Raw genomic sequence first — 13,290 nt, 5'->3', positions numbered from 1 at the left:
GGAAGGGGGCGTCCGGGCAACCGGGCGCGCCCTTTTCTATCGTGCCGGACCGGCGCTGCCGGAAGCAATGCCGTCGCTTCAGCAAGCGCGATGCGGCGGGCCGAGTCTGCAACGACGTGACGAAACGGGGTTGGGTTAACGGCCCAAACGGCCTAGAATCCCGCGCGATAGCGTGGGAGAATTTCAATGTTGTTGGGGCAGATTGTCGGTGCGGGCGTGGCCGCAGCAGCGCTATTGGGCGCGACGCCGGCCGCTGCACAATTTTTCATGCAGGCCAAGGATTTATCGGGGGCGCCGGTTGTCGGCAACGAGCCTGGCCTCGGCCCCGATCTGCCCGGCGCGACGCTCGATGAGCAAAAAGCCGCGGTGACGTGGAACGTGCGCGCCGCGCTGAATGTCGCCGCGCTGCAATGCCAGTTCGATCAGACGTTGATGGCCGTCAGCAATTACAATGCGATGCTGACCGATCACAAGACCGAGCTGAAACAATCGTGGGACGTGCTCAACAAATATTTCGCGCGCCTCAACAAGACGCCGAAGGCCGCCCAGAACGCGCTCGATCAGTTCGGCACCCGCACCTATTCGAGCTTCACCACGGTCGCCGCGCAATATAATTTCTGCCTCGCCGCCAATGAAGTCGGCCGCGAAGTGGTGTTCGCGCCGCGCGGCGGCTTCGGCGCGATTGCGCTGCAACGCATTCGCCAGCTCCGCAACAGCCTGACACCATGGGGCGAACAGCGCTTCCCGCGCTTCATCTATCCGCAGACGACGCTGCCGCGCCTCGACAATATCTGCTGGAAGAACGGCGACTGGCAGGTGAAGAAGTGCGGCGCGCAGAATTTCCCGCCTGCCGGCGTGGGCGTCGCCCAGCGCTGATCCGTCCGCAAGGGGCGGCGCGACACGTCGCTCCTGCGCCCTCTTTCGAGGGCGCGACGAACGGTGATCCTGCGTCTTAGCGCAGTCCCAGCATCTTGTGGGTTTGCAGCGTTAGCCGCCAGCGCGGACGCTCCATGACAAGCGCCACGGCGGCGTCGCGGTTCGCCTCGGCATGTGGATCGTCCAGCGGCTGGATCAAGAGATGGGAGAAGCCCCATGTCTCCATCGCATCCACATCGCTGCCCGGCTGCGGCCAGACCAGCTTGAGCTCGTCGCCCGAGCGCTGCACCGTCTCGCTGCCCGCCTTGGGGCTGATGCACACCCAGTCGATCCCGGGGTGCACCGGCAAGCGTGCCGTTGCTCTCGATCGCGATGAAGAAAGCCGGCGGCGTGGAGCGCATCGACCAGCGCGTCGTCGACCTGCAGCATCGGCTCGCCGCCGGTCAGCACGACGAAACGCTCCGCCTCGTCGCCGTCCCACATTTGCGCGACCGCTTCCGCCAGCGCGGCGGCATCGGCGAAGCGACCGCCGCCCAGCCCGTCCATCCCGACGAAATCGGTGTCGCAGAAGCGGCAGATCGCGCTCGCCCGGTCTTCCTCCCGCCCCGACCACAGGTTGCAGCCGGCGAACCGCACGAACACCGCGCGGCGCCCCGCCTGCACACCCTCTCCCTGGAGCGTCAGGAACATTTCCTTGACCGCGTAGCTCATCACGCGACCGGCGGCGCCACCGCATAAGCGGTCGGATCGGGGATGCCGGCTTCGACGAAGCCCTTGTGGCGCAGGCGGCAACTGTCGCACAGGCCGCAATGCAGACCAACCGGCGTCGGATCATAGCAGGACCAGCTGACGCCCATGTCCAGCCCAAGCCGCGCGCCCTCGCGCACGACATCGGCCTTGGTCATCATTTGCAGCGGCGCGCGGATGCGGAAGGGGGCGCCTTCCACGCCGGCCTTGGTCGCCAGTTCGGCCAAAGTCTCGAACCCGGCGATGAATTCCGGGCGGCAATCGGGATAACCAGAATAATCGAGCGCGTTGACGCCGACATAGATGTCGCGCGCGCCGCTCGCTTCCGCCCAGCCGAGGGCGAGGCTGAGAAAAATCGTGTTCCGCGCGGGAACATAGGTGATCGGTATCCCCTCCCCCACGCCGTCTTTCGGCACCGCGATATCGTCGGTCAGCGCCGAGCCGCCGAAAGCGCGCAGATCGAGCGGAAGGACGACATGGCGTTCCGCCCCCAGCATCGTGGCGACACGGTGGGCGGCGGCCAGCTCCACCTGATGGCGCTGATTATAGTCGACCGAAAGCGCGAGGACGCGGAAACCGGCTTCACGCGCAAGAGCGGCGGAAACCATCGAATCAAGGCCGCCCGAGACGAGGACGACCGCCAGCGGAGATTGGCTTGTCATAAGCTGATACCGGCTAGGCCCTTGCCGGCTCGCGCGCAAGAAAAAGGGCCGCTCGAAAGCGGCCCAAAGGAAATACGGCCGTCACCAGCCGGATCAGGGAGAAAGCGTGCTCCAAGAAAAAGCACTACTCTCCCTAAGCCCTTCAACGTTAACGCACTGCTAACGCGGCGCTTAACATTTGCCGGTGCGGCGCCCCTCGAAATCGAAATCGAACGGCGCGCCCTTCATCAAGCCCTGCGTCTGAAGGCGGATCAGATTGCGATCTTCCACCTTGATCGTGGTGCGGCCATAGCCCTGCCCGGGGCAGCTATATTGGACCGTCAGGCTGTTGGGGCGATCCTCGATCACATATTGCGCGCATTGCGCCGGCCCGTGGATCAATTGCAGCAACAGCTTCGGATCATGGACGCAAATGGCGCGGGTAGAGCTGCTGTTGCCGATCTCATGCAACGACCAGGCTCCACGCTCGAGCCCGCCGAGCGCGGCCATCCGCGCCTCCTGCGCACCCGCGCCGGCGGCAACAGCGACGAGCAATAATGTCGCCGAACGAAGAAGGCCGAATCTTTTCACGACGCGAAACCATAACAACGATTCACCGCCAGCCAAGCCCGCTTTGCCGCTCAGGCAGCCTTCGAATCGATCCGAAGCAGGGAAAACGCTTCGAGCAGAAGCGGCAATCGACAGCGATCACGCCCGCTTTCGTCGGCCATTTCCACGCTGCTCTGATCGAGCGGGAAACGCGCGATCACCGAGCGGATATGGTCCGCGGATTGCAGCGGCAGCCGCGCACGATCGCGGGGTCGCCGCGAGCACCCGCACCTCGGGCTTTCCTCGTTGAACAGCCGCCAGACGAGGTTCTCGAGCGGCAATGCGCGGGATCGGCGAGTTCGTCCGACGCCCATCGTGGAGCCGAGCGCGGCGACATGCTCCCATTCGGGGTGATCGAGGCGGACATGCAAGCCGCTCGCGCCCCGGTCCTCGCCCTCGGGCAGATGCTGGAGGAGCAGGCCGCCGGCGACAGACGCGGCCGCCGACGCGACTGCGACGCCGACGCGCGACGAGGCTGGGGATCTGCTCCGAGCTGGACGAAATAATTGCTCCGCCGCCTGCGGCCAGCGACGCGCCGTCGAGCGGGACGATCGCCCTGATAGCGCTCGCCGGTGCGTCGCCATGATCGAAGGTGATCGCGAGATAGCCCTGCCCGAACAAGCGCGAACAAGGTCGGCTCGGCCGGCGCATGCGGCGAGCCGGTCGGGGTCGAAATCGACATAGCCACGCAGTTCGCCGCCGCGATAATCGACCACCAGCAGCCGCACGACGCCATTTTCGGTCTGTGCCTGAAGCGTCAATTGCCCGGCGGCGTCTTTCAGCGTCGATCCGATCAGCGCGCCGAGCACCAGCGCCTCGGCCAGCAGATTTTCGATCGGTGGCGGATAAGCATGACCGGAGAGGATCGCATCCACCACCGGCCCCAGCCGGGTCACCCGCCCCCGTGCATCGCGCGCCGGAATCGTGAAGCCGAGCGCGCGATCGAGATCGGTCTTGGTCGTGTCAGTCATATTCACCATTCAGCCCCGGTCTGTCGAAAACCCGGCCCTTCCGCCGCACGAAAGCCGCGCGGTCTCCGCGATTTGCTCAGCGCGAACTGGGATTCCCGAAACGAGAGATGGGGTTGCGCCGGCGCGCGATCAACCGATCTGGCCGAAACACCAGCGCAGGATCGCCTTCTGCGCATGGAGCCGGTTCTCCGCCTCCTCCCAGATCAGCGATTGCGGGCCGTCGATCACCTCGCCGGTCACTTCCTCGCCGCGATGTGCCGGCAGGCAGTGGAGAAACACCGCATCGGGCTTGGCGCGCGCCATCAATTGCTGTGTCACCTGATACGGCATCATCGCCTTGAGCTTGGTATCGGCATGCGCCTGACCCATCGAAATCCACGTATCGGTGACGATCACGTCGGCGCCGGCCGCCGCTTCACCCGGATCGGCGACGACACGCGCGCGGCCACGTCCCAGCGCGACCTCGGCGTCGGCGGGCATGAAGCCCTGCGGGCAGGCAGCGACGACATCGAAATGCATCAGCCCCGCCGCCTCCATGATCGAGGCGAGCACGTTATTGCCATCGCCCAACCATGCGACCTTCAGCCCCGGCAGCGCCTTGCCATGCTCGATGATCGTCTGGAGATCGGCGACGATCTGGCACGGATGCGATGCGTCGGTCAGGCCGTTGATCACCGGCACGCTGGAATGCGCCGCCATTTCCTCGATCTTGGCGTGATCGTCGGTGCGGATCATGATCGCGTCGACATAGCTCGACAGGACGCGCGCGGTATCCGCGATCGTTTCGCCGCGCCCGATCTGCATCGTCCCCGCATCGGCGACGATCGGCGTGCCGCCAAGCTGACGGATCGCCATGTCGAAGCTGAAACGGGTGCGGGTCGAATTCTTCTCGAACACCATGGCGAGCGTGCGACCGGCGAGCGGCGCATCCGCGTCGGCCGCGCCCTTGGGCAAGCCCGTGCGGGCAGCCTTACGATCGATCGCATCGGCAAGGATCGCGGCGACGCCGTCGGCGCCGGCATCGGACAGGTTCAGGAAATGGCGGATGGTCATGGATATCTCCCCCCGGAGTGTCGCCCGGCCTGACTCGTCGCGGCGCTTCCTCCGGGTGGAGGAAAGCGCCGCGAACGGATCAGCGCGGACGAACCGGCGTCAATCGTCGGCAGCCGGCACGTACATCCGCGCCGCCTCGCTCAACCGCTCGACACACTCCGCGATATGGCTTTCATCGATGTTTAGCGGCGGCAGGATGCGGACGACATTGTCGCCGGCCGACACCAGCAGCAGCCCGTGATTGTCGCGCGCATGCGCCACGAAGGCGCGGCTGTCGCTCTTGAGCTTGAGGCCCAGCATCAGGCCGTGGCCCCGCACGCTGTCGAACAGATGATCGTGGTTGGGGATCATCTGCTCCAGCGCCTGGCGCAGGCGATTGCCGGTCTTCTCGACATTTTCGAGGAAGCCGTCTTCCAGCAACACATCGAGCACCGCCTCGCCCGCCGCCATGGCGAGCGGGTTGCCGCCATAGGTGGAGCCATGCGTGCCGATCACCATGCCTTTCGCGGCCTCTTCGGTCGCGAGGCAGGCGCCGAGCGGGAAGCCGCCGCCAATCCCCTTGGCCACCGCCATGATATCCGGGGTGATGCCGTAAAGCTCATGCGCGAACAGCTTGCCGGTGCGGCCATAGCCCGCCTGCACCTCGTCCAGCACCAGCAGCAGGCCGCGCTCGTCGCACGCCTTGCGCAGCCCGGTCAGGAATTCCTCGCTCGCCGGGCGGATACCGCCCTCGCCCTGGATCGGCTCGACTAGGAAACCGGCCGTGTTTTCGTCGATCAGCGCCAGCGCACCGGCGAGATCGTTGAACTTGGCGTATTTGAAGCCCGGCAGAAGCGGCTCGAACCCGTCGCGCATCTTCGGCTGGTTGGTGGCGGAGATCGTCCCCAGCGTCCGCCCGTGAAAGGCGGTGTCGAAGGTGATCAGGTCATGCCGCTCGGGATGGCCGTTGGCGAAGTGATAGCGGCGCGCGGTCTTGATCGCGCATTCAACCGCCTCCGCACCCGAATTGGTGAAGAACACCGTATCGGCGAAAGTGGCGTCGATCAGCCGCTGCGCGAAATGCTCGCCCTGCGGACTGCCGTAGAGGTTGCTGACGTGCATCAGCGTCGCCGCCTGATCGGCGATCGCCTTCACCAACTTGGGATGGCTATGGCCGAGGCAGTTGACCGCGATGCCGCTGGCGAAATCGAGATATTTCTCGCCTCGCTCGCCATAGAGATACGCGCCCTCGCCTCGCACCGGCCGTACTCCGCAGCGCGGATAGACGGGCATCAGTGCGGTGATGGTCACGGGGCATCTCCTGAAAAAGAGCAAGGGCGACCCGGAAGGGGCCGCCCGGACAACGCTAATACCGGGGGCGTGGCGGCAGCGTCAACATCGGTGCGTTCGGCGCTTTCGCATCGTGCGATTCCGCGCGTTTCGCGGGATCGAGACTATCGACCCAGCGCGCTATCCTGATCTGCGTATCGGGCAGGAAAGCGATTTCGTGGCCGATATCGCGCAGGATATGCAGCCCCGCACCCGGCACCGCTTCCGCTACCTTGCGTCCCTGCTGCCATGGAATGACGCGGTCGCGGTCCCCGTGGAGGACAAAGAGCGGCAGGTGGCGCCCACGTAGCTTATCGAGATTGGCGTAACGATCGCGCAGCAGCAAACGCACTGGAATATAAGGAAAATGATGTGAGGCGGCGTCCACCAGCCCGGTAAAGGGCGCGATCAGCACCAATCCGCCCACGCCGCGTTCGGTCGCCAGTTGCGATGCGATGCCGGATCCGAGTGAGTAACCGATCAGGATCACGTCGCGCCCCGCGATTCCCCGCGCCGCGAGCCAGTCCAGTGCGGCGCGACCGTCACGATAGAGCCCATCCTCGGTCGGCGCACCCGGGTTGCCGGCATAGCCGCGATATTCCGCAAGCAGCACGCCAAACCCCTGTTCGCGGAGCAGATCGGTCGCGCGGTTCGATCCCTCGAAGGAATCGCCATTGCCGTGGAAGAACACCAACGTCGGGCGTCCGACGGCGGCGGGGTGATAAGCGGCGGTCAGCGTCAGGCCGTCGCTGGTGCGCAGCGTGATACGATCGAAATCGGCGGGGAAATAATGCTCGGCATCGCCTGGCGGCCGATAGATGAGCCATCGCTGCCCGACCGTCAGCGCGAGAACCGCGAGCAGATAGGCAGCCGCCACGACGAGCGCCGCGATCCCCGCCCAGCGGGTCATGCGTCGATGGTTTCCTCGTCGATCCGTGCGGCATTTTCCTGGATGAAGGCGAAACGGTGCGCGGGATTGGTGCCCATCAGCCGATCGACCAGATCCTTCACGCCCGCGCGCTCCTCATATTCCTGCGGCAGGGTAATGCGGATCAGGCTGCGCGTCTTGGGGTCCATCGTCGTTTCGCGGAGCTGCCCGGGATTCATCTCGCCAAGACCCTTGAAGCGCGCCACTTCCACCTTGCGGCCCTTGAACGGCCCGGCCTCGATCTCGGCGCGGTGCGCGTCGTCACGGGCATAGAGGGACTTTGCGCCATGCCGTCAGACGGTAAAGCGGCGGCAGGGCGAGATAGAGGTGCCCGCGCCGTCACGATCATCCGGCATCTGCCTGAAAGAAGAACGTCATCAGCAGGGAGGCGATATGCGCGCCGTCGACATCGGCGTCGGTCATGATGATGACGCGCTCGTACCGCAGGTTATCCGCCTCGCGAATCCTTGCGCGTGCCGCAGCCGAGCGCCTGGCCCAGATCGGCGAGCTGCTGGTTGGCGAAGATCTTGGCCGACGTGGCGGAGGCGACGTTGAGGATCTTGCCGCGAATCGGCAGGATCGCCTGCGTCTTGCGATCGCGCGCCTGCTTGGCCGAGCCGCCGGCCGAATCGCCCTCGACGATGAACAGCTCGGTCCCTGCCGGGCTGTCGGCGGAGCAGTCGGTCGAGCTTGCCGGGCAGGCGCAGCTTGCGGCCGGAAGTGGCGGTCTTGCGCGAGACCTCGCGCTCCTGCTTGCGGCGCAGGCGATCGTCGGCATCCGCTCGAGCACACAGCCGAGCAGCGCGCGTTGCCGCGATCCATGTTGCGGCTGAGCCAATGGTCGAAAGGATCGCGGACCGCCTTCTCGACGATGCCCGGCCGCCTCCGGCGAGGCGAGCCGATCCTTGGTCTGTGCCCTGGAATTGCGGCTCGCGGATGAAGACGGAGAGCATCAGCTCCGATCCGACTATCACGTCGTCGGCGTTCAGATCCTGCGCGCGCTTGGCTTGCCGACGCAGTTCGCCAAAGGCGCGAAGCCGCGCACGCAGGGCGTGCCGCAAGCCCTGTTCATGCGTGCCGCCATCGGGCGTCGGGATGGTGTTGCAATACCAGCTAGTAGCAGCCGTCGCGTCCATAACGGCCAGGCCACCGCCCATTCGACGCGGCCCTGCTCGCCGGGAAATTCCTGCGTGCCCGCGAAGAAGATCCGCCGTCGCGCATTCGCGTGCCGGCGACCTGCTCGCGCAGATGTCCGCCAGCCGCCCGGGGAACTGGAACACCGCTTCGGCGGCGTATCGTCCGAGGATCAGATCGGGCGCGCATTTCCAGCGGATCTCGACGCCGCGCGAAGAGATAGGCCTTGGAGCGCGCCAGCCTGAACAGCCGCGCCGGCTTGAAATGCAGCTCCGTCCCGAAGATCTGCGCATCGGGACGGAAGCGCACCGACGTGCCGCGCCGGTTCGGCGACGGCGCCGACCTCTCGAGCGGACCGAGCGGCAGGCCCCGCGAGAAGCTCTGGCGATAGAACGTCTGGCCGCGCGCGACCTCGACCCAGCCGTGTCGGACGACAGCGCGTTGACCACGCGAGACGCCGACGCCGTGCAGGCCGCCCGAGGTGGCATAGGCCTTGCCGGCGAACTTGCCGCCCGAATGCAGCGTGGAGAGGATCACCTCCAGCGCCGCTCTTGTCCGGGAATTTCGGGTGCGGATCGACCGGCATGCCGCGCCCGTTGTCGATGATCGGTCAGCCGATTGCCGACGGCCAGCGTCGACCTCGATCCGCGTGGCATGCCCCGCGACCGCCTCGTCCATCGCATTGTCGAGCACTTCGGCCGCGAGATGGTGGAGCGCGCGCTCGTCGGTGCCGCCGACATACATGCCGGGCCGCCGCCGCACCGGCTCCAGCCCCTCCAGCACCTCGATCGACGAAGCGTCATAATTGGTGGTGGGGGAGGAAGACGAAGGCGCTGCGAACAGATCGGACATTGCACAGCTATATCGACGCGTGCGGCGACGGCAAACCCATGCGCGGTGGTTACCGTCTCAGGGCCTATGGGGATTCAGCCCACGAGTGCAGCCGCGCCACAGCGCATGCCGGTGGTCCGAAGGTCCGCCCTCGCCGATTCCCACGCCCAACGCGCCGGTGGTGGTCATCAGCAACGTATCGAGCGCGGGCGAGACGAGTTGCAACACGGCCGCCCACGGAGCGCAGCAGCGGGTCGATCGGGATCGGCAGCCCGATCAGCTCGACCTTGAGCGAGGCCTGTGTCGCGGAGCGAGGTCGCCAGCCCGTTCACCGGCGACGTGGCACGAATCGTCCTGCGCGTGCCGGACTGGATCGCATTCCAGTCGAAGTTCAGTTTCTTCTGCCACGGCTCGGCCGCGCCGGGCCGAAATGTTGCTGCTGCCGATCACATCGACCAGCAGCGTATCGACCAGCTTCGCGGGCGTGGGCGTGAGCGGCGCGGGTAAAATCACTCATGCGGGTTTCATCGACATTGCCGATCGCGGCGCGCACCGCATCCGTTCTCGCCTCCAGCGTCACGCCGCGCGTCGTCTCGCTGGCGCAATTGATCGCGTCGAGCCGCCCTTCCGCGCCGGCCAGTTCGACGAAGATCGGCAGATCGACCGAGATCAGGCCTGACAATCCCGCCAGCGCGGTCGGCGCCACGCGGCTGCGCACGTAAAGCCGAGCCTGCACGGTGTGGATCACCGGCGTGCCCTTGTCGGTGATCGATATCCACGGGGACTGCGCCTCACGCTCGCCGATCGCCAGCGTCACGCGGGTCGAGGTGAGGCCGGGCACACTCGGCCCCGAGATCGAGCGACACCTGCCGCGTAGGCGACGCGAGTTGCAGCATCGCCGTCGTCAGCGCCAGCGCATCGACCTTGGCGATCCCCGTGCCGCCCTCGCTCTGCGCGGCGAGCGGACCGGCATCGATCAACGCCGCCAGCGAGATCGAACGCCCGCCGCTCATGTTGAGCAAGGCCTTGATCGCGTTCGCCGCCTGCGGCTGGCCGTCCGCGGACAGCGCCGATGCCAGCGCATCCAGCGCCTGCGGGGTGGAGACGTTGCTCTTGAGAACATCCCCGAAGCTCGCCGCCTGCAACCCCGCCTTGGTGCGTAACAGCGGCAGATAGCGAAACAGATCGACATCCGCCCCGGCGAGCGCGCGATAATCCATCACCGACAGCGAAACATTGCTGCCGGTCAGCGCGGAGAGATAGGCGTTGAGCAGGCCGCCATCGAGGCTCGCCAGCCGCGAACCGATCGAAAAGCTCGCATAGCGTTGCCGCGCCGCGATCGCCTGCCGCCCGATCGCGATATCATGCCGCCCGAAGATCGCGGCGAGGAACGTGGGAGAGGTCGATTCAAGCTCGACCCGCACCGCATCCGCGCTGCCGCTGGCCGGGGTGAAGCGCGCCGCTGCGGCGATGCTTGCGTCGGCTCGATAGCTGCGGTGGTCACCCGCGCCGTCACGGCACGGGGAAAATGCGCGGCTAAAACCATCGCGTCGGCCGCTTTCTGCCCATCGGCCGGATCGCCGGATGCGGCGGCGAGCGCGGCGGCATCCGCCCATCCCCTGCAGCCGCCGGGCATCGAGTTGCCACCGCGCCGAGATCCACCGCGAACGCCGCGATGCCGATCAGCACCGCATCGCCAGCGCCACGAGCATGCCGACCCCCGCCGCGCTTGTCAGCCGCCAGCCACCTCACAACACGCCCGCCCTGCTGGATCACCGCGCTGCGCTCGATCATCGAATCGGGCATCGGCAACAGCTTGATGCGGAACAAGCCGATCGCGCTCGCGTCGATTCGCACCCGCACCGTTATCAACGGGGGCGCTTCCTCCACCGCGATCGCGGCGGTGCCGGCTTTGATTCAGGCAGGCGGGAAAGGGATCGGGCCATCGCCGCGTTGGCAAGGCCCAGTCGCTCCGCCGCGCTCATCCCGGCGATCGTCGCGCGCGCCGAATCGTTGGCGAGTTGCTGCGCGCTGTGCGCCAGCAGGAAATACTGGCCGTAACCCAGCACCCCCAGCAGGACTGCAAGCAATATCGGCGCGAGCAGCGCGAATTCCACGATCGCGGCGCCCGCGAATCGCGGGCGAGCGGACGCTGGCGAATGGCGAAATCTTCCCCTCATCATGGGGAGGATGATCCCGCAGCCCGCTTAAGGGCGGCACCCCATGGCGCGGGCGCGATTTACGCAAATCACGCCGTTTCACGCCCCTAAAGCGACGGGATCGCACCGAAATGGCGCGATCCCACGCAAAATCAGCGCGAGGCGCGGGCCGCCGAACGGAATTGGCGGTGCGCGGCGATCACGGCGCGGCAGCTGCGCCTGATAGGCGTGGCCGCAATGCGCGACGCAATATGGGAAGCCGGGGTTCACCTTGTCGCCGCAGAAGTGGAAATCGGGCTCGCCGGGGTGGCCGAGCGGCCATTTGCAGACCTTGTCGCTGAGATCGAGCAAGCGAGGTCTTGCCGGCGATGTCCGGCCGAAGGCCTGGCCGGGACCAGGCGCCGGGGCGGGGCGGGCGTGACTCCGGCGCCTGCTGCTCGCCGCGGCGCCTGCCGGAGGAAGCCGCCGGGGCCGACCGAGCGCAGGACCGGCTGACGGTGCCAGCGGCTGGCGCGGGCGACAGATCGGCGTGGTCGCCATGGTGATCCGCGTCTTCGGCCTCGGACGGTCTGCGATCAGGACGGGTGCCGGGGCAGGGGCGGGCGGCGGCGTTACGGGGCGACCGGCTTGGGGGCGGGCGGCGCGGCTGGCACCGGCGCGGGCTTGGGCGCGGGGGGTGGCGGTGCGGCGGCGGCGGCCTGCAGCCTTGGCTGTCGGGCTTTGCCTCGGCATCCTTGGGCACCACGGCGACGGGCGCGATTGCAGGCCAAGGCGATGCGCCTTGCCGATCACCGCATTGCGGCTGACACCGCCCAGCGCCTCGGCGATCTGGCTCGCGGTGCTGGCCGCCTTCCCACATGGTCCTGAGCGTCTCGAATACGCTCGTCGGTCCAGCGCATCTCAAATCGTCAAATCTTGGCAATCGTTTACTGCTGGCGGCCGGGTTGCGGGCAGCGCGCGGCACGTCATTAGCCGCGTGCGCGATGAGCAGCCAGCCCCCAATCGGCCCAGAAATCCAGTCAGCGGCAATCGGCGGATGATAACGCGCCCGGCGTTCCCGGTGATCCGGAACGTCAATTGGGGCGGTCTTCGAAGACCCTCTATGTGAAGGAGGTGCGCCGATTCTTCAAGGTGCAGCTCCAGACGATCTGGGCACCGGCGAGTCCAACCACAGTTGCTATTTCTGATCGTTTTCACCGTCGCGACGGGCGGTCGCAGCGGCCGGTGCATGTCGGCGGGACCGAGGTCGCCGTTCGCCGATTTCCTCGCCCCCGGCCTGATCGTCAGCCATGGGCATGCTGGGGCCGACGCCTTCGCCAACGCCAGCTTCTCGCTGCTGGTCGGCAAGATCCAGGGCACGATCGTGGATTATCTGCATGCCGCCGCTGTCGACCGCGGAGCTGCTCGCGGCGCTGGTCGGCGGCGCGGTGACGCGGGCCTTCCTGCGTGGGCATCGATCGGCTGTGGCTGGCGATGCGGCGCTCTGGCCCGGGGTGCATGTCACCCCGGGAGCACCCGATCGCGGTGCTGTGGTTCGGCCTGCTGGGCGCAGGCATTCCTCGTCGCTGCTCGGCGTGCTGACCTCGATCTGGGCGGAGAAATTCGATCACGCGGCGGCGGTGACCAATTTCGTCATCGCGCCGCTCGCGCTGCTATCGGGCACATTCTACTCGGTCGACAATCTCGCGCCGGCATTCCGCGCGTTCAGCCATGCCAATCCGTTCTTCTACATCATATCGGGCTTCCGCTACGGCTTCCTCGGCACCGCCGATTCGCCGGTATTGGTCGGCAGCGTGGTGATCCTCGCGATCGACGTGACGCTGGGCCTGCTGTGCTATCTGCTGCTGCGGAGCGGGTGGAAGCTCAAGAGCTAGGCCAACGCAAGGCGAACGCCGGGCGCATCGCGATCGGATGACCGCACGCGCGCCGGCGAACGCTGGGGCATCAGGCCCGCTTCGCGCAACGGCAATCGTTGCCGCAGGTGCAATTCTCGCAGGTGCACTTGGGCGAGCAGCGGGTCTTTTCGGATTGAT

At 66.7% G+C, this 13,290-nt stretch carries 16 protein-coding genes and 3 pseudogenes; 2 read left to right on the top strand and 17 right to left on the bottom strand.

What is annotated here, in order from left to right; all coding sequences use genetic code 11:
- Positions 1-186 precede the first annotated feature (186 nt).
- Positions 187-876, top strand: a complete 690-nt coding sequence (locus P0Y64_10170) for a hypothetical protein (GenBank protein WEK41777.1) — start codon at positions 187-189, stop codon at positions 874-876.
- A 76-nt stretch (positions 877-952) separates the two neighbouring features.
- Here the strand turns inward: P0Y64_10170 and queE are convergent.
- The 17 genes and pseudogenes from queE to P0Y64_10085 form a co-directional block, all read right to left on the bottom strand.
- Positions 953-1,587: pseudogene (gene queE, locus P0Y64_10165) on the bottom strand (7-carboxy-7-deazaguanine synthase).
- Positions 1,587-2,285 (bottom strand): 7-cyano-7-deazaguanine synthase QueC, encoded by a 699-nt coding sequence (gene queC, locus P0Y64_10160; GenBank protein WEK41776.1) that lies wholly within the window; start codon positions 2,283-2,285, stop codon positions 1,587-1,589. Before queC ends, queE begins: the two are co-directional and overlap by 1 nt.
- 171 nt (positions 2,286-2,456) lie before the next feature.
- Entirely contained in the window at positions 2,457-2,855 is a 399-nt protein-coding gene (locus P0Y64_10155) for a hypothetical protein (GenBank protein WEK41775.1), read from the bottom strand.
- 50 nt (positions 2,856-2,905) lie between these two features.
- The gene (locus P0Y64_10150) at positions 2,906-3,844 is read right to left on the bottom strand and encodes an Hsp33 family molecular chaperone HslO (GenBank protein WEK41774.1); all 939 of its coding nucleotides are present in this window, start codon (positions 3,842-3,844) and stop codon (positions 2,906-2,908) included.
- A 129-nt stretch (positions 3,845-3,973) separates the two neighbouring features.
- Positions 3,974-4,897, bottom strand: coding sequence for an ornithine carbamoyltransferase (gene argF, locus P0Y64_10145; GenBank protein WEK41773.1), 924 nt, complete (start codon positions 4,895-4,897; stop codon positions 3,974-3,976).
- 99 nt (positions 4,898-4,996) lie between these two features.
- Positions 4,997-6,187, bottom strand: coding sequence for an aspartate aminotransferase family protein (locus P0Y64_10140; protein ID WEK41772.1), 1,191 nt, complete (start codon positions 6,185-6,187; stop codon positions 4,997-4,999).
- Positions 6,188-6,242: 55 nt separating this feature from the next.
- Entirely contained in the window at positions 6,243-7,115 is an 873-nt protein-coding gene (locus P0Y64_10135; protein WEK41771.1) for an alpha/beta fold hydrolase, read from the bottom strand.
- Positions 7,112-7,345 (bottom strand): hypothetical protein, encoded by a 234-nt coding sequence (locus tag P0Y64_10130; protein WEK41770.1) that lies wholly within the window; start codon positions 7,343-7,345, stop codon positions 7,112-7,114. The genes P0Y64_10135 and P0Y64_10130 overlap by 4 nt, the downstream gene beginning before the upstream one ends.
- Positions 7,346-7,478: 133 nt before the next feature.
- Positions 7,479-7,556 (bottom strand): hypothetical protein, encoded by a 78-nt coding sequence (locus tag P0Y64_10125; GenBank protein ID WEK45032.1) that lies wholly within the window; start codon positions 7,554-7,556, stop codon positions 7,479-7,481.
- A 25-nt stretch (positions 7,557-7,581) separates the two neighbouring features.
- Positions 7,582-7,971 carry a toprim domain-containing protein gene (locus P0Y64_10120; GenBank protein WEK41769.1) on the bottom strand — a complete coding sequence of 130 codons (390 nt, stop codon included), beginning with the start codon at positions 7,969-7,971 and terminating at the stop codon, positions 7,582-7,584.
- 136 nt (positions 7,972-8,107) lie between these two features.
- Positions 8,108-8,269: pseudogene (locus P0Y64_10115) on the bottom strand (hypothetical protein).
- Entirely contained in the window at positions 8,247-9,119 is an 873-nt protein-coding gene (locus P0Y64_10110; protein WEK41768.1) for an ATP-binding protein, read from the bottom strand. Before P0Y64_10110 ends, P0Y64_10115 begins: the two are co-directional and overlap by 23 nt.
- A gap of 370 nt (positions 9,120-9,489) precedes the next feature.
- Positions 9,490-9,939, bottom strand: coding sequence for a hypothetical protein (locus P0Y64_10105; GenBank protein WEK41767.1), 450 nt, complete (start codon positions 9,937-9,939; stop codon positions 9,490-9,492).
- Positions 9,890-10,714: a TadG family pilus assembly protein gene (locus P0Y64_10100; GenBank protein WEK41766.1), complete on the bottom strand. Its 825-nt coding sequence runs from the start codon at positions 10,712-10,714 to the stop codon at positions 9,890-9,892. Before P0Y64_10100 ends, P0Y64_10105 begins: the two co-directional genes overlap by 50 nt.
- Entirely contained in the window at positions 10,635-10,955 is a 321-nt protein-coding gene (locus tag P0Y64_10095) for a hypothetical protein (GenBank protein WEK41765.1), read from the bottom strand. The genes P0Y64_10100 and P0Y64_10095 overlap by 80 nt, the downstream gene beginning before the upstream one ends.
- A gap of 11 nt (positions 10,956-10,966) precedes the next feature.
- Positions 10,967-11,215, bottom strand: a complete 249-nt coding sequence (locus tag P0Y64_10090) for a TadE/TadG family type IV pilus assembly protein (GenBank protein ID WEK41764.1) — start codon at positions 11,213-11,215, stop codon at positions 10,967-10,969.
- A 141-nt stretch (positions 11,216-11,356) separates the two neighbouring features.
- Entirely contained in the window at positions 11,357-12,049 is a 693-nt protein-coding gene (locus P0Y64_10085; protein WEK41763.1) for a GcrA family cell cycle regulator, read from the bottom strand.
- Positions 12,050-12,293: 244 nt separating this feature from the next.
- Here P0Y64_10085 and P0Y64_10080 point away from each other — a divergent pair.
- Positions 12,294-13,131, top strand: a pseudogene (locus P0Y64_10080) (ABC transporter permease).
- Positions 13,132-13,290: the final 159 nt, after the last annotated feature.

Origin of the sequence: Candidatus Sphingomonas colombiensis (assembly GCA_029202845.1) — a bacterium.
Lineage (GTDB): Bacteria > Pseudomonadota > Alphaproteobacteria > Sphingomonadales > Sphingomonadaceae > Sphingomonas > Sphingomonas colombiensis.
The sequence above is the reverse complement of the archived record's forward strand: the minus strand, read 5'-3'. Positions and strand labels throughout refer to the sequence as shown.